Below are 15626 nucleotides of genomic sequence, written 5' to 3'. Positions count from 1 at the left end.
GCGCGGGAAGCGGATATGTCAACCGGCAAAGTACTCATCCACAGCACTGATCAATGAAGAGAGAAGCGATGAATATTCAGTTCAAGTCCAGAGGCTTATGCGTCCATGACCTCAATCGATCAGTGCGTTTCTATGAAGACGCCTTGGATTTCACGCCGCAACGCTCACCGCACACGCTGGACCTGGCCTGCCTTCCAGGAAGCGGCGAACTCCACAATGCGCGGGGTCGTCTTCAAAGCGTCCGCAACGCTCAAGGAGTCGATTTGACCCTGTTTGAACTCGAGAACCCACAATCCTCGGGCTCACTGGAACGACGCCCTAACAATCAATACGGCCTGACGCACCTGGCATTCTGGGTGGCCGATATTTCGCGCAGTGCTGAACGGATTGATGCAGCGGGAGGCAAGATCTACCCGCACACCCGTGCGTTTTTTTCCGAGGCGCAGGTCACCATGATGTATGCCATCGACCCGAACGGGATACGTATCGAACTCATGCATTGCCCCGAAGAAAATGACCGCTTCTCGCATTCAGGGATGTGTACTTCAGCGATAGAGCCTGCCCTCGACTTCTATTCGCAACTCAACTTTGCCGAAGCCGAACGTTTCGATTTGCAAAGCGAGTGGCTGGACACCATCAATGAACTGGACGACGTCCGGCTCAGTGCGCAGATGGTCCGAAACGCCCAAGGCGACACACTCGAGCTGCTTAAGATTGATCATCCACTTTGCGTCGGTGCACTGACTCGGGCGCCATTGAACAGTTACGGTTTTAACTTTCTGATGTTGTCCGCCACCGACCTTACCGCCGCCGCCCATGCTATCGAGGCAAACGGCGGTATCGTCCACTTTCGCGCACAGGACCAACGCGGTCTATACGGTTTGTCCTGCAGTGACCCGAACGGCGTACGCCTGGAAATACTCAGGCGTCAGCCGCACTCATCGTGATTCAGCCTGACGAAGACGGCACCTGGGCAGGCGCCGTTGACGACTCATCTGGCCGTTCACGCCGCAACAGGATGAGCAACGCAACAATCGTCAGCACTATGCCAATCCCCAATACCGCCGTATGACGTCCAAACCATGCGGCTAAAGGCGCCATGAGTAGGGGATTGAGGAAGCTGCCAAAGAATAGTGCGCTATACATGACGCCAACGGCTCGTCCTCGTTGGCTTTCACTGGCGCGGTCCAGCACCAGATTGACAAGATGCGGAGTCAGAATGCCTCCTCCCAGACCCGTCATGGCACATCCTAGACCTGCTACCCATGCACCACTGGACAAGCCCAACACCACATGCCCAATCGCAAGCGCAATAAGCCCGAAAAAAAACACGCGACGCCTGCCAAACCGACTCCGCAGAAATCCGTACCCGGTGGCTCCCAGCGTGTTGGCAAGCGCTGACATTGCAAGTACCAGTGCCAGGATCGTCGGCTTGGACACGCCACTGTCCGCCAGTAGAAACGAGGTTTGTGTGCTGCTGGTAAATACCGCGGCGTACAATGGGATGAAGCCCAGATACAGTGGGAACAGACTGCGGATCGAGCTCTTTTCCCTGGCTTTATAATCCATGGCGACGGGGGCTGGAGCGCGCTTGGGGATCACCAGCACGGACAACACCAGCAGTGGCACGCCGAGCAAGTAGAAGCTGAAGGGCAGTCTCCAGCCAGCCAGTTGGCCTAGATATCCGGCCAATAGCATCGACAGCAAGCCCATCAGCGCGCCGCACGCCGACTGATAGCCCACGACTCGATTGCGAGCCTGGGCATCGAAGCTTTCGCCAATCAATACCAGCGTGGACGTCCCCAATCCCGCCGCCGCCATCCCCAGAAAAAAGCGAGTCAGCAACAAGCTCCAGGCGCTGTCCAGATACAGACCTGCCGACCCGGTGAGCGCATAGATTCCGGCACAAGCAATCAGTAAAAATCTCGCCCCCAGCCGGTCGACCAACCAGCCGGTGAGCGGGCCGCCAACCATCAAGCCGATGCTCGGAACCATCATCACCAGCTGCGCCATCAATGCCGCCTCGCCAGGATCTCCACCCAGATAGTCGGCCAGCTCCGGCAGTACCGGACTGACGGCGGTGTACAACAATGCCATTGCCGGCGCACTGGCCAGCAATACAGGCATCGCCCAACGCAGATGCCCGGTTGAATGCGATTGGATCGTGGCGCTGGTCATTTCAGAGCCCCTCCCGTGCGCACATTGGCTTGACTCCAGATCGCAACCAACGAACCAAACCGCCCTTGCTCATCGAAACGGGCGATGTCCAGCGTATCGACCTCAAAGGGCGGCTCGATACGATCGCAGATGGCCGTAAAGGCACAGGCGGCGTGCTCATTATGAATGCGCACTTGCCCTTCAGGCTCGAAGCGGATGCGCCCACCGACTCCGTCGAAGCTGCGTTGAAAAAAATCGCGGATCGCAGCATGTCCACGATATTCGGTCCCTATTGGATCCTCCAATAATGCCTCTGGAGCAAACAACGAAACGACACCCTCGACGTCGCCTTCACTCAGACAAACAGCATAACGCTCGAACATCTGACGGATATGCTCGACGCTTGGAATAACCTTGGCCATGACTAGCTCCTGAGAATCACTGGATGATCTACCCCACCACCGAATATCCGCCATCGACCGGCAGCGTTTGCCCTGTGATGAATGCGGCAGCGGAGCTGGTCAGAAAGAGAACGGCACCGGCGATGTCCCCCGGCTGGGCGACTCGCTTGAGCGGCGTACGCTGCATGACCGGCTCAAGCGCTTGATCATTGGCGATGTGTTTTGCCGTCATGGGGGTCTCGGTCAGGCCCGCCGCTACTGCATTGACCCGGATCCCCTGCCCGGCCCAGGCGATGGCCAGTGTTTTGCTCAACTGCACCAGCCCTGCCTTGGCCGCGCCATAACCAGGGACGACAGGGTTGCCAAAGAACGATGTCATAGAGGCAATGCTGATCACGCTCGCGCCTCCCGGCAACGAACTCACTGCCAGCTTCGGCTGCACCGCCAGGGCCATGCGATAGAAGCTCGACAGATTGATCTGCAAGGCACGCTCGAAAGTATCGGGTTCGAACTCATTGCCACCATCACCGGACAGGGCCACCCCAGCGCAATGCACCAGGATGTCGAGTTGCGGCAAGGCACACGCGACGTTTTCTATTTGATCGTTATCAAGCGCATTGAGTGGTAGATAGCGGTAGCCGCTCAGATCCTGTGGATAGTCGGCCGCTGCCGTACGCGTTCCGGTCACATACACCTGCGCGCCTGCGCTGTGGTAAGCCGCAGAGATCACGGCACCGATACCACTGGTGCCACCTGTTACCAATACATGTCGACCACGATAATCGAAGGTCAAATCCGGCCAGTCGATACGATTCATCACTGAAGACGCTCCCATGATGAAAATGCCCCGGACTGGCCGGGGCATTCTCTGGTTAACTGTTCGGCGAGCAGTCTTAACGACCGGCGCGAGCAGCCGCCTCAGGCGTGAACATGGCTGGGGTCATCCCCCCCTCGTTGAGTTTTGGCGCACCACGGCCCATGGTCATGCGGTCGACCAGGTAAGCACCGGAGATCAGATCGTGATGCCCCACCACGCCGTAGAAGTAGCCCTGGATCTCATAGGCGTATACCCAGTTGGTCAGCACCGTACGCCAGAGTTGACCACGGCTGTCATACTCGTCAGCCAATACCCCCGACCAGGTATCCTCATTAATGTAAATCACGCGCTTGGCATATTGATGGCGGAAGCCGGGCTTGAGATTGCCCTCAAGCACCCAGACACGTTGCTTCTCGAAACGCATCCTGTCGGTGTTGATATGGCCCTTATTCTTCAATAGTTCATCCGTGGTCACATCGTCTTGGTGGATGCGATAACTGTTCCAGGGGATAAAGATTTCACGCTTGCCAGCGATCTTCCAGTCGTATCGCTCTGGCGAACCGTTGAACAAGTGATCGTCATCCACCGTACGGAAGCCACCTGGCCCTTGGGGCATATCAAAACCGAAAGAAGGTAACTGACGCACACGGCGGGTGCCGGGGTTGTATTGATAAGCATCCCGAGGGCGCTTGGCGTAGTTGAAGTAGTCGCCCGCCACCAACACCGAGCCTTTATCGCGCTGCGGAAGAATGGTTTTGACGAAGCACCAGGCGTTCACACCTCCGTAAGGTTGTTCAGCAGAATCAGTGCTTCTTCGAACAGTCGGTTCTCCTCGTGGGGACAGACAGCGCATGTCCACCTCACCCCATGCGGTGTTACCGTCCGGATAAACCACGGCTTGCTGCTGGACCGAGGACTCGGTCCAGGGTTGCAAAGAGGTGTTGTTGAAGTTCCAGAACAGTTCCAGCCCGGTCTTTGGAATCGGGAACGGAGGTGCTCCAGTGGTTGCGATGAACCCCTCGCCGTTGTCGACCATTTCTGCTTGCGTAGCGTTCTTTTCGGCTGTCGCACACACCCAATCCGGATAACGGAAATCACGATGACTGGCGTAGACCGGGATCTTGAAGGTATCCGGGTATTTTTTCAGCAGTGCTTGCTGGCCAGCAGTCAGGTTGTCCGCATACTGCGCCATATTCTGTGCAGTAATGGTGAACTGGGGTTTTTCATCTGCATACGGATCAGGCCAGTAATGGCCCGTCCCGGGGAACTTGAGTTGGGGTGGAACACCCAGCCACTTACCGGAAAAAGCTGGAATCGACCCATCGGCATTGCCTTGTTTCTCGGCCCCGATACACGTCAGGTCGCCCTTCAACTTGGCGGCTTCATCAGCGGACACTTTTGCCCAGGCCGGTTGCGCTAACGCAAAACTCAAACCAACAGCGACCACTGCAGTACGAAGAACATTAATCATCATCGTAAATCTCCTGTTCTTGTCTTGTTACAGGTCGTATTTGACGTTGAAGGAGACGAAGTCTCTATCGGCCAGAGGACGTTCCACCGGGTCTGGCGAACCGAGGAAAGCGTTGTACGTCAGCCCGACTTCAAGGTTGCTCAGGTATTTGAACTTGGCGCCGATGCTGGCGCGCGAATCACCATCGCCGCCAAATCCGAAGGTCCCCACTGAAGACTGATTGAACTGGTGACCGTAGCTGACCGGTACCGACATGTCCCAGCCACTGAAGACGTCGGGATACGTCATGGTCGCTGTCATCTGGCCCATCTGGGCGTTACGATCTCCCGCCAGTTTGCCTTGGTCTATGTCGTTGACGTGCAAGGCGCCGACTTCAGCCACCAGCGTGGTTTGCGGGGCAAGCCAGCTCGCGCCCCAGGTCCTGATGGTCGAGATCTGCGCTTGGCTGGCAGAACCACGAGAGACGCCAACGGTGGTGCTGGCGAGTGGCAAGCCATCCTTGTAACTGACCTCGCCCGACACCTGCCAATCACCAATACGGGTCGAGACACTGGCCCCTGTCAGATCAATGTCTTCAAAGTATTTGACGGTGTACGTACCTGCAGTCGGGTTAATCAGAACACTCGGCAGTCGGTCGTGGTAGCGCAGCCGATAAACACCCACTTGGGTGTTCGGTGTCAGCATATAACGCACACCAAGGCCCCACTGCCCGCTGTCACGCGCATCCTCGTCGCTGGTCCGCGCGAGCTTGCCCACGCTGGCCAGATCACCCTCAGAGAAACGAATGTATCGTGCACCGGCACCCACTACATCAGTGGTGGAGAAGTAATCACCCACAGGCGACAGTTCGTATGGGTGACTCTTGAACTGGTAATAGCTGAGCAACGTCCAGTCATTGAAGGAAAAGCTGCCGGCGATCTGGCTTTCCGGAAGCAGTATTTCCTTGATTTCGGTTCCTGGCACGTTGGCTTTGGTCGCATCCACCGGCCCCTGCACCGCGGAAATCCCGGAGATGAAGAGACTTTCACCCCACGCGACTACCTGATTACCGACTCGCAGATCGTAGAAGCTGCTATCACCTACAGCGCCCCCGGTATAGGCATAGGCATCAAGTAGACGAGTACGCGATCCGCTGCGATCCTCGGCCTGGGAGGAAAAGTGGTCAACCGGACCAAACTTGTTGATCGTGTCCGGCGAGTTGTTGTCGTTCGAGGTGTTGTAGGCAAAATCGTAAAAGGTCGAGCCACGCAGCATTACGCCAGTGCCATCCTTGGAAATATTCATTTCACCGATGGCACTGATGCGATTGTTGACAATGCTCCCTCGCTTGAAATTGCGATCACCGTCATCGCCGTTGATGTTGTTATTGATCAGGTCATTCGATTGTTTTTCAGCACGGACATTCAAGCCATAATTGACGGTCGTGAGGTAATCGACATTGATGCCGTCACCAAATTGGAAGTTCCCCGCATGCGCTGAGGACACTCCCATTGCGACAAAGGCGCACGTCATCATATTCAGCTTTAAACGCAGCCGTGGACTGCCAGCGTTCGCCTTGCAATTTCGAGCGTTCATTTCAGTTTCGCCTCCGGGACAGTATTGAATTTATTGTTCGCCCTGGAACGCTTGCCAGCCATTTCACTACTGCCGGCAAAGCCCCTGTGAGTGATGCGTCTCGACCTGTATTCAGGACGGTGAGCGCTTCCCTATCAGCAGGTGCCGTTACTATTGCTTTGCAGAATCCCCCTCACATCCTTCATTTGGACGAGGGCGGAAAATACCTCAAATTTATCCGCACGCCCCTCGAAAACACGTACCCCGCAAAGCGACGCTGCTCCCGTCGGAGCAACGCCCACACGCCCTCGATCAGGCCTCTACAGCGGCCTCCCGGCCTTTGACCAGTGCATCGCGAAAATAAGGGATGACATGCTCGCCGATATTGCGAATGGTCTCCAGTTGAGCCTCCTGCGGGATAGTCCCCATCTGGCAAATGAACAGAATTTCATCCGCGCCGGCATCCACGAGCCGCTGAACGTAACCGATACAGTCGGCAACCGTGCCATAGGCATGATTGGGGTTGAGCAACTCAAGGGACGGATCACTGAAGTCCACCGATACCTTTTCCGATCCCCACGACGTATTGAGTACAGCTTGCCCGCTACCCGTGGTGGTTACATCCTCATCCCACTTCGATGGATCAGGCTTCTCCCCCCCCGTGTACCAGTGCGCCAGGGACTCGAGGAAGTAGCGCTGCCCACGTATCCCGATCTTGCGGGCTGCCTGTCCGTCCTGCATGACGATAGCCGGGCAAAGCGCCGCCAAATGCTCGGTCGGGCGGAAGCCCACCTGATCTTCAGCCTTGCGATTGGCAAATGCCTCTCGGTAGGTTGCATTCTTTTTCGCGACCTCATCAGGACCACCAAACCCAAGGACCAGAGCGCCAAGACCACGCCCCCCCGCGGTCGCCAGACTGGTCGCATTGGTACAGGCCATATACATCGGAGGATGCGGGTATTGGTAAGGCTTTGGATGGATAGGGCGACGTGGAATCTTCACGAACTCGCCGTCATGTTCGATCTCATCCTGAACGAACATTTTCGGGATCAAGTACATCATTTCGTCGATTTGCGGCTGCAGCTTGGCCAGGTCGTAACCAAAGGTGCCTGCCTCTTGCTGCGTTCCGCCTTTACCCATACCGAAATGCACACGTCCTTTGGATAACAGGTCGAGCGTAGAAATTCGTTCAGCGATTTTTACCGGATGGTTCATCGCCGGAGGCAAGCACACCACTCCGTGACCAATACCAATGCGTTCAGTCTTGCCAGCGAGAAATGCCAGCAATGTTTCAGGTGCGCTCGAGTGCGAGTAGTTACTAAGAGCAGTGTGTTCTACCGCCCATACCACATCGAAACCGAGCTTGTCCGCCAATACGACTTGCTCGACGGTATCGTCAAATACTTTGCGGTCACCTTCGCGCGAAGAATCTGTGGTTTGTGCTTCATAAATTAACGAAAACTTCATGGTTTTTCTCCTTATCGCTGGGCTCTACCTGTAGCGTCGCAACCGTTCTGGGTGTTCGTCGCTCAGAAGTTGTGCCAAGTATGGATAGCGTTAAAACTTTCGCGCATCGTCTGACTGGAGTAGTCAACTTGGGCGATTTGATGTTGAGGGATTAATAGCGAACAGCAGGGCTTTTTTTGGCAAGCAGTAGCTCGCCCGACCGGCATTGCGCCAGCGGGCGGCAGAGGTACTTGTGGAGGCTTTACTCGACGGCTTTGACCATGTCTTCGATGACTTTCTTGGCGTCGCCGAAGACCATCATGGTTTTGTCGAGGTAGAACAATTCGTTATCCAGACCGGCATAGCCGCTGGCCATCGAGCGCTTGTTGACGATGATGGTCTTGGCTTTGAACGCTTCCAGAATCGGCATGCCGGCAATTGGCGATTTTGGATCGTTCTTCGCAGCCGGGTTGACCACGTCGTTAGCGCCCAACACCAGCACCACGTCGGCCTGACCGAACTCGGAGTTGATGTCTTCCATCTCGAACACCTGGTCGTAAGGCACTTCGGCCTCGGCCAGCAATACGTTCATGTGGCCAGGCATACGACCGGCGACCGGGTGGATCGCGTACTTCACGGTCACGCCGCGATTGGTCAGCTTCTCGGTCAGTTCCTTCAGCGCATGCTGTGCCCGTGCGACCGCCAGGCCGTAGCCCGGAACGATGATCACGGTGTCGGCGTTGGTCAGCAGGAAGGTAGCGTCATCAGCCGAACCGGATTTCACCGGACGGGCTTCTTTCGAGCCAGCAGGGCCAGCCGCATCCGCGGTATTGCCGAAGCCACCGAGCAGCACGTTGAAGAACGAACGGTTCATCGCCTTGCACATGATGTACGACAGGATCGCACCGGACGAACCCACCAGCGAACCTGCGATGATCAGCATCGAGTTGTTCAGCGAGAAGCCGATGCCCGCCGCTGCCCAGCCGGAGTAGCTGTTGAGCATCGACACCACAACCGGCATGTCCGCTCCGCCGATCGGGATGATGATCAGTACGCCCAGCACGAAGGCCAGGGCCAGCATCAGCGCGAAGGCGTTCAAGTTACCGGTCAGCATGAAGGTCACGCCGAGGCCCAATGTCGCCAGTCCCAGCAGCAGGTTCAGCTTGTGCTGGCCGCCGAACTGCACGGGTGCGCCCTGAAACAGGCGGAACTTGTACTTGCCCGACAGCTTGCCGAACGCGATCACCGAACCGGAGAAGGTGATGGCACCAATCGCTGCGCCAAGAAACAGCTCCAGGCGGTTACCGGCCGGAATCGAATCACCCAGCTGTTTGACGATGCCCAGCGACTGCGGCTCGACCACCGCCGCAATGGCGATGAACACAGCGGCCATACCGATCATGCTGTGCATGAAGGCGACCAGTTCCGGCATCTTGGTCATTTCCACGCGTTTGGCCATGATCGAACCGGCGGTGCCGCCTATCAGCAGGCCGACGATCACGTAGACGATCCCGTCCTGGGCCAGCTCGGCACCGAGCTTGTAGATCAGGCCGACCGTGGTGAGGATCGCCAGGCCCATGCCGAGCATGCCGTACAGGTTGCCGCGCCGCGATGTGGTGGGATGCGACAGGCCCTTGAGCGCCTGAATGAAGCAGACCGACGCGAACAAATACAGGGAGGTAACCAGGTTCATGCTCATGCGTTTTGCACCTCTACCTTACCTGTTGCTGACTTCGCGGCAGGCGCTTTTGCCGACGCGGCTTTTTTCTTGAACATTTCCAGCATGCGCCGGGTGACCAGGAAGCCGCCAAATACGTTCACCGCCGCCAGCGCCACCGCCAGGGTGCCCATGGTCTTGCCCAGAGGTGTGACGGTCAGCGCCGCCGCCAGCATGGCGCCGACGATCACGATCGCCGAGATGGCGTTGGTCACCGCCATCAGCGGCGTGTGCAGTGCAGGGGTCACGTTCCAGACCACGTGGTAGCCGACATAAATCGCCAGCACGAAGATGATCAGGTTGTAGATACCGGGGGAGATAAGCTCTTCCATCGTCTGAATCCTTGCTTAGGCGTTTTGGCGGATGACTTGGCCGTCGCGGCACATCAGGCACGCGGCGACGATGTCGTCTTCGAGGTTGATCTCGAACTGGCCTTCTTTGTTGAAGACCAGCTTCAGGAAGTCCAGTAGGTTGCGCGCGTACAGTGCCGAAGCGTCTGCCGCGACCACGCCGGCCAGGTTAGTCGGACCGCAAATGGTCACGCCGTTTTCGATGACCACCTGATCGGCGACGGTCAGCGGGCAGTTACCACCCTGGGCTGCAGCGAGGTCGATGACCACCGAGCCCGGCTTCATCTGCGCCACGGTTTCCGCGCTCAATAGCGTCGGCGCCTTGCGGCCCGGGATCAGCGCGGTGGTGATGACAATGTCAGCCTGTTTGGCGCGTTCGTGTACGGCCGCGGCCTGGCGCTGCATCCAGCTGGCCGGCATGGGTCGCGCGTAACCGCCGACACCGACGGCGCACTCGCGCTCTTCATCGGTCTCGTAAGGCACGTCGACGAACTTGGCGCCGAGGGACTCAATCTGCTCTTTCACCGCAGGACGCACGTCAGAGGCTTCGATCACCGCACCCAGGCGTTTCGCCGTGGCGATGGCCTGCAACCCGGCTACGCCAGCGCCGAGAATCAGCACACGCGCCGCTTTCACGGTGCCCGCCGCGGTCATCAGCATCGGCATGAAGCGTGGATAGTGGTGCGCCGCCAGCAATACAGCCTTATACCCGGCAATATTGGCTTGGGAGGACAGCACGTCCAGGCTTTGCGCGCGGGAGGTGCGTGGTGCAGCCTCCAGTGCGAAAGCGGTAATGCCGCGCTCAGCCAGCTTGGCAATGGTTTCATTGCTGAACGGGTTGAGCATACCCACCACAACGGTGCCGCTTTTTATCAGCTTCAGTTCGCTGTCGCTGGGGGCGACCACCTTTAGAATCAGCTCGGCACCAAACGCATCGTTGGCGCTGCCAATAATTGCGCCTGCCGCTTCATAGGCACTGTCGACAACGCTGGCATTAATGCCGGCACCGCTTTGCACAGTGACCTTATGACCCTGGCCGATCAGCTTCTTGATGGTTTCCGGGGTTGCAGCAACCCGTGTTTCACCGGCGAGTGTCTCCCTCGGTATTGCGATATGCATAACGTCCTCGACTGAATGTTAAATAGAGGGCACAAAGGCGCATCGACAACAAAGTTGTCGATGCGATGTACAACCAGAAAGTGTTGTTTTACTTAACGGAAGCCGGAGCGTTGAATTTGGTTTCAACCTTGGCTCCGACGTTTAGCCAACTGGCAAATGCCGGCAGCAAGAGCACCGCGCCGAACATGTTCACCAGGAACATGAAGGCCAGCAAAATACCCATGTCAGCCTGAAACTTCAGCGCGGAGAATGCCCAGGTGCCGACACCAACCGACATAGTCACGGCAGTAAACACCGCAGCCGTCCCCCGCTGACGCATTGCTTCGTAAAAGGCAGAACGCAAGTCATCCCCATTGTCGAGATGATGCTTGATGCATTCATAGAGATAGATCCCGTAATCCACCCCTACCCCGACACCCAGCGCGATGACCGGCAGCGTCGCGACTTTCAGGCCGATCCCCAGCTGCGCCATCAACGCATTGCACAGGATCGAGACAATCGCCAGCGGCATGATGATGCACAACACCGCCTTCCAGGAGCGGAAGGTCAATAGACAAAGGAGTGTGATCGCACCGAAGATTGAGGCCAACATGGTCACTTCCGCTTGCTCGACCGCTTCGTTGGTGGCGGCCATTACGCCAGCGTTGCCACCCGCCAGACGGAACGACTGATCGACCCGAAACTCAACCCCCTCCGTCGGCTGCTCAGCAATGTAGCGTTTGATTTCCCTGGTCAAGTGATCAAGCGTCACACCCTGGTGATCTTTGGTGTAGATCAATACTTGCATGGCAGTGCAGCTGTCCGTATTCAAGCCCAAGTCAGGGTTATAGGCTGCGGATCCCTGCTGCAACGCCTGACTGCTACGCGGTAGCGCCGCCCAACGCGGGTTACCTTCGTTGTTGGCAGCAATACCGACCTTGGCCAGGTCCGGCACGCTGACCACCGACTGCACGCCGTAGACGCCGCGCAAGAACATTTCAAAACGATCGACGTTATTCATCACCGAATAATACAGACAGGCATCACCATCGAACCCCTTGGCTTCGACTACCACGGTCAGTACGTCGACGCCGATAGCGTAGTGGCTGACTATGGCCTCATTGTCCTGGTTATAACGTGAGTCGGCCCGCAGCTCTGGGGCGCCGCTACCAATATCACCCACCGTGAGGTGGCGCGACTCCAGCGTCCCCACCACCAGCAACGTCAGCCAAACCACGAAGACAGCCATGGCCGGCCCAGGCCGCGTCACCGCCGAAAGTTTCCACCAAACAGGATGACGACCGACCGGATCGGTCTTGACGTTCCGGGCAGAACTCTCCAGACGCATTCTGGAAAGCAGTATCGGCAACATCATCTTATTGGTGATGATCATCAATAGAACGCCCAGGCACGCGGTAATGCCCAGCTCACGCACGCTATCGATCTGAATTCGCATGATCACCGCGAAGCCCAGTGCGTTGGTCAGCAACGCCAACGCCCCGGGAATAAACAGTCGACGGAACGCCGAATGCGCAGCTGACAGTGAGTCAGCGCCGCCCAGTACCGACTGCTTCCAGGCATTCGTCATCTGCACCGCATGGGAGACGCCGATGGAGAAAATCAAAAACGGCACCAGAATGGACAGTGGGTCGATGCCATAGCCCAGAAGCGGCAACAAACCCAACAGCCAGATGACGGGCAACAGCGCTACCGCCAGGGTCAGCAAGGTCAGGCGAAATGATCGGCAATAGAAAAACAGCAAGATTGCAGTGATCGCGAAGGCAACCCCAAAAAACGCAATCACCCCAACCAAACCGTTAATAATCTCACCGATCAACACCGGGAAACCGATGATATTGACGTCAAGCTGATCGCTGCTGAATTTGGCTCGAACTTTTTCCAGCGCGGCCGCGACTTTTTCGTAATCGACCTTCTCGCCGGTTTGCGGATTGAGTTCCTGCAGATCGGCGCGAATCAGGGCACCCTTCAGATCTATCTGGACCAGGCGTCCAATGACTCCGGAGCGCGCCACGTTGCGCCGAACTACCGCAAGGTCCTCATCGGTTCCGCCGAACCGCGACGGAACCACCACATCACCGTAAAAGCCCTCTTCTGTCACTTCGATAAAGCGCGTATCAGGGGTAAACAGTGACGAAACCCGTGTGCGGTCCACTCCGGGAATGAAAAACACCTCATCGGTAGCTTCGCGCAAGGCTTGCAGAAATTGCTTGTTGTAGATGTCACCCTCACCTTTCCAGCGAAGATTGACCAAGACCCGATTTGCCCCGGGAAACACCTTCAGATAATCAACGAAGGTCTGCATATAGGGATGTTGCAGCGGGATCATTTTATAGAAACCAGGGTCCAGCTTGATGCGTGTGGCCGTGCCGGCAAACACTAATGTCAGGAGCACGAACAGCACGAACAACCAACGGCGGTGCGCCATCAATAAATCGGCACAACGATCGACGAAGATGGATTTCTTGTTATTCACGACGCGTTCCTCATTCGACGGCTTTGCGTTGCACAGGCTGTTGTGCCTGCTGCGTGATACCCGCCGGGCCGACAAATATCAGTCTTGCATCAGTAGCCTCACTGACACTCGAGAGACTTTGGCCACCTCCAGCGTGCGTGCGCTTAAATGTCTGGCCGTGATCTTCCGAGACAGTGACCACACCGCCCTCACCCACCAAAACAACGTTGCCTTCCCGAGTCTGAGTTCCACCGTAAAGCGCAGCGGTAGTGCCCGAGTCGATTTCCTTCCAGGTCTCACCGAAATCCTGAGTGCGGTAGACCTTGCCACGCATGCCGTACACCAGCCAGGTATCAGGGGAAAGCGAGACCAGACCGAAAAACGAACCTTTGTAGAACTCCGGCAAGCGAGTCCAGGTCGTACCCTGATCAGAAGACCTCGCGACCAATCCACTCTCCCCCACCAGCATCAGATGTGTCTCGCCGGCTCCGGACAGCGCATACAAATGTCGGTCACCCAGCGCCGTATCGCGCGGCGCCCAGGATTTACCCTTATCTGTAGAGGTGAGAAAACTGCCAAAACTGCCTATAGCAAATAACGGCCCCTGCGCTTTACCCCAGACATCGAGCAATACTTCTGAGTTTTCACCCGCGAAGTTGGCCTCCTGCCAAGTTTTGCCACCGTCCTCAGTCCGTAAAATCCAGTTGTCGTGACCGACCGCAAAACCGAGTGTCGGGCTGGGGAAGAAAACCCTTGTCAGGGTCGAGCCACGTTGCGGCTCGACTTTAGCGTCCTGCCAGCTCTTGCCTGCGTCCACACTGAAGAAAAGATGTCCCAATTCCCCGGCCGCAACAATTTGCGCATCAACTTGCGCGGCACTATTGATCAGCATGCGCTGAGGCTGGACTGAGGTAGCAGGGAAATGTGGGCTGGGTCGAGGCAGAAAGGAAGCAACCGTACCGATAGCTACCAGCAGCGCCATGGCCAAACCGCCCCAAACTCGATGCCGTCCTGCTTCGGTGGAGCGCAGACCTGACGGCGGCTGCCGCTGGGCCGTTCGCGTAGCAGATTCATTGTTGATTATTGTTGACTGCTGATTCATGACTCCTCCTGATTAAGCATCGCCGAGCAGTCACGGATCACTGCATCATGGGCTTACTGGAATGTGCCGTGCAGAGCCCCCTGCTGCATCGTCCATCCGGAGTAGTCGCTTATGACTTTATGCTCCGCCGGGAGCATAGGTGTACTTTCCATGGGCACTCAGGTCCCCGTACAAATCATTGGCGATGATCCGTTCGGAAAACCGCCAGACGTTATCAACCTTCTCGAACCGATCGATATAGTCACCGCCAATGATCGGCTGCAGTGGTAGTTCAGCGGTCTGTTGGAAGACCATCACATAGACATGGGCCATGGCCCGATTCGGACCATTGGGGCGGATCTGCACATTGCTCATCATGTGCCGGGTACGCGGTTTACCGTCATACAGGCGAACAAAATCCTTGAACAGCTCGGACAACAGCTTAGGGTCGTTGCTCACCGGCGCACTGCGCCCAGGAATATGAACATCAGCGTGTGCGAATAACCTGCCAACACCATCAAGATCACCTTGATCCAGACGCGCGGCATATTCATAAATCAGGTTCTGGATCTCAAAGTAGTCAGTCGCATCCACGGTGTTCAAACCTCATAGAAAAGTGCGCCTCCGAATGAGGGGGCAATGCAGTTATCGATAGAACTAACCAGGCGTGACCAATAACAAATCATCAGGCCCGTAGAAAGATTGTCGTGAAATTATTTTTTCCGAATCATCGAACCGAAACACGTCAATTCTCGAGTAGACCTCAAGACCTTTTGCAGTGGGTTCCAATGTCTCCAGGACAACGGCTAGCGCGTTACCATGAGGAGCGCCTCGGATCGGTCCTCGAACCTTCACAATTGTTTCTGCTGCAATGGCTCTGTTGTAGAAATCGACGATAGCTGCTCTGCCAACATGAGCTTTCGATCCAACTGGATCTTCGATACTTGCGTCTTCAGCGAATAGTGCGATGACTGCCTGAGCATCAGCACGCTCAAAGCCGTCAACATAATGCTGAAAAATTGACTTCATACGTACGATGCTAGGCATTGGATGACTCCGTT

The 15626-nt window shown here is 56.6% G+C and carries 14 protein-coding genes; 1 reads left to right on the top strand and 13 read right to left on the bottom strand.

Annotation, left to right across the window (positions count from 1 at the left end; genetic code table 11):
• The first annotated feature begins 68 nt into the window (after nucleotides 1-68).
• Entirely contained in the window at nucleotides 69-947 is an 879-nt protein-coding gene (locus ACMXYI_RS21445; RefSeq protein WP_415768956.1) for a VOC family protein, read from the top strand.
• A gap of 1 nt (nucleotide 948) precedes the next feature.
• On the opposite strand, the gene ACMXYI_RS21440 is transcribed toward ACMXYI_RS21445, so the two are convergent.
• The 13 genes from ACMXYI_RS21440 to ACMXYI_RS21380 form a co-directional block, all read right to left on the bottom strand.
• Nucleotides 949-2178 (bottom strand): MFS transporter, encoded by a 1230-nt coding sequence (locus ACMXYI_RS21440; RefSeq protein ID WP_415768955.1) that lies wholly within the window; start codon nucleotides 2176-2178, stop codon nucleotides 949-951.
• Nucleotides 2175-2579 carry a nuclear transport factor 2 family protein gene (locus ACMXYI_RS21435; RefSeq protein WP_415768954.1) on the bottom strand — a complete coding sequence of 135 codons (405 nt, stop codon included), beginning with the start codon at nucleotides 2577-2579 and terminating at the stop codon, nucleotides 2175-2177. The genes ACMXYI_RS21440 and ACMXYI_RS21435 overlap by 4 nt, the downstream gene beginning before the upstream one ends.
• A gap of 28 nt (nucleotides 2580-2607) precedes the next feature.
• On the bottom strand, nucleotides 2608-3375 hold the full coding sequence (locus ACMXYI_RS21430) for an SDR family NAD(P)-dependent oxidoreductase (RefSeq protein WP_415768953.1): 768 nt from the start codon (nucleotides 3373-3375) through the stop codon (nucleotides 2608-2610).
• A 76-nt stretch (nucleotides 3376-3451) separates the two neighbouring features.
• Nucleotides 3452-4849: a DUF1329 domain-containing protein gene (locus tag ACMXYI_RS21425; protein WP_415768952.1), complete on the bottom strand. Its 1398-nt coding sequence runs from the start codon at nucleotides 4847-4849 to the stop codon at nucleotides 3452-3454.
• A gap of 24 nt (nucleotides 4850-4873) precedes the next feature.
• A complete protein-coding gene (locus tag ACMXYI_RS21420) occupies nucleotides 4874-6358 on the bottom strand; it encodes a DUF1302 domain-containing protein (protein WP_415773942.1) in 1485 nt (494 codons plus the stop codon).
• A gap of 354 nt (nucleotides 6359-6712) precedes the next feature.
• Nucleotides 6713-7867: an LLM class flavin-dependent oxidoreductase gene (locus ACMXYI_RS21415; protein ID WP_218473642.1), complete on the bottom strand. Its 1155-nt coding sequence runs from the start codon at nucleotides 7865-7867 to the stop codon at nucleotides 6713-6715.
• A gap of 241 nt (nucleotides 7868-8108) precedes the next feature.
• Nucleotides 8109-9545, bottom strand: a complete 1437-nt coding sequence (locus tag ACMXYI_RS21410) for an NAD(P)(+) transhydrogenase (Re/Si-specific) subunit beta (RefSeq protein ID WP_415768951.1) — start codon at nucleotides 9543-9545, stop codon at nucleotides 8109-8111.
• The gene (locus ACMXYI_RS21405) at nucleotides 9542-9895 is read right to left on the bottom strand and encodes an NAD(P) transhydrogenase subunit alpha (protein ID WP_415768950.1); all 354 of its coding nucleotides are present in this window, start codon (nucleotides 9893-9895) and stop codon (nucleotides 9542-9544) included. The genes ACMXYI_RS21410 and ACMXYI_RS21405 overlap by 4 nt, the downstream gene beginning before the upstream one ends.
• A gap of 15 nt (nucleotides 9896-9910) precedes the next feature.
• Nucleotides 9911-11032, bottom strand: coding sequence for a Re/Si-specific NAD(P)(+) transhydrogenase subunit alpha (locus tag ACMXYI_RS21400; protein ID WP_415768949.1), 1122 nt, complete (start codon nucleotides 11030-11032; stop codon nucleotides 9911-9913).
• An 88-nt stretch (nucleotides 11033-11120) separates the two neighbouring features.
• Complete coding sequence (locus ACMXYI_RS21395) at nucleotides 11121-13457, bottom strand: efflux RND transporter permease subunit (protein ID WP_415773941.1); 2337 nt, start codon at nucleotides 13455-13457, stop codon at nucleotides 11121-11123.
• 58 nt (nucleotides 13458-13515) lie between these two features.
• Entirely contained in the window at nucleotides 13516-14586 is a 1071-nt protein-coding gene (locus ACMXYI_RS21390; protein ID WP_415768948.1) for a WD40/YVTN/BNR-like repeat-containing protein, read from the bottom strand.
• 117 nt (nucleotides 14587-14703) lie between these two features.
• Entirely contained in the window at nucleotides 14704-15159 is a 456-nt protein-coding gene (locus ACMXYI_RS21385) for a nuclear transport factor 2 family protein (protein ID WP_414907070.1), read from the bottom strand.
• 63 nt (nucleotides 15160-15222) lie between these two features.
• Complete coding sequence (locus ACMXYI_RS21380; RefSeq protein ID WP_415768947.1) at nucleotides 15223-15612, bottom strand: nuclear transport factor 2 family protein; 390 nt, start codon at nucleotides 15610-15612, stop codon at nucleotides 15223-15225.
• Nucleotides 15613-15626: the final 14 nt, after the last annotated feature.

It is taken from the genome of Pseudomonas lyxosi, from assembly GCF_047758685.1.
Classification (GTDB): domain Bacteria; phylum Pseudomonadota; class Gammaproteobacteria; order Pseudomonadales; family Pseudomonadaceae; genus Aquipseudomonas; species Aquipseudomonas lyxosi.
This window is presented reverse-complemented; position numbering and strand designations above follow the sequence as displayed.

Bases quoted from the DNA above. Each gene is read 5' to 3' on its own strand.
- ACMXYI_RS21415 (WP_218473642.1), bottom strand. From the start codon at position 7,867: ATGAAGTTTTCGTTAATTTATGAAGCACAAACCACAGATTCTTCGCGC.
- ACMXYI_RS21405 (WP_415768950.1), bottom strand. From the start codon at position 9,895: ATGGAAGAGCTTATCTCCCCCGGTATCTACAACCTGATCATCTTCGTG.
- ACMXYI_RS21420 (WP_415773942.1), bottom strand. From the start codon at position 6,358: ATGACGTGCGCCTTTGTCGCAATGGGAGTGTCCTCAGCGCATGCGGGG.
- ACMXYI_RS21445 (WP_415768956.1), top strand. From the start codon at position 69: ATGAATATTCAGTTCAAGTCCAGAGGCTTATGCGTCCATGACCTCAAT.
- ACMXYI_RS21440 (WP_415768955.1), bottom strand. From the start codon at position 2,178: ATGACCAGCGCCACGATCCAATCGCATTCAACCGGGCATCTGCGTTGG.
- ACMXYI_RS21400 (WP_415768949.1), bottom strand. From the start codon at position 11,032: ATGCATATCGCAATACCGAGGGAGACACTCGCCGGTGAAACACGGGTT.
- ACMXYI_RS21390 (WP_415768948.1), bottom strand. From the start codon at position 14,586: ATGAATCAGCAGTCAACAATAATCAACAATGAATCTGCTACGCGAACG.
- ACMXYI_RS21425 (WP_415768952.1), bottom strand. From the start codon at position 4,849: ATGATGATTAATGTTCTTCGTACTGCAGTGGTCGCTGTTGGTTTGAGT.
- ACMXYI_RS21380 (WP_415768947.1), bottom strand. From the start codon at position 15,612: ATGCCTAGCATCGTACGTATGAAGTCAATTTTTCAGCATTATGTTGAC.
- ACMXYI_RS21435 (WP_415768954.1), bottom strand. From the start codon at position 2,579: ATGGCCAAGGTTATTCCAAGCGTCGAGCATATCCGTCAGATGTTCGAG.
- ACMXYI_RS21395 (WP_415773941.1), bottom strand. From the start codon at position 13,457: ATGGCGCACCGCCGTTGGTTGTTCGTGCTGTTCGTGCTCCTGACATTA.
- ACMXYI_RS21430 (WP_415768953.1), bottom strand. From the start codon at position 3,375: ATGAATCGTATCGACTGGCCGGATTTGACCTTCGATTATCGTGGTCGA.
- ACMXYI_RS21410 (WP_415768951.1), bottom strand. From the start codon at position 9,545: ATGAGCATGAACCTGGTTACCTCCCTGTATTTGTTCGCGTCGGTCTGC.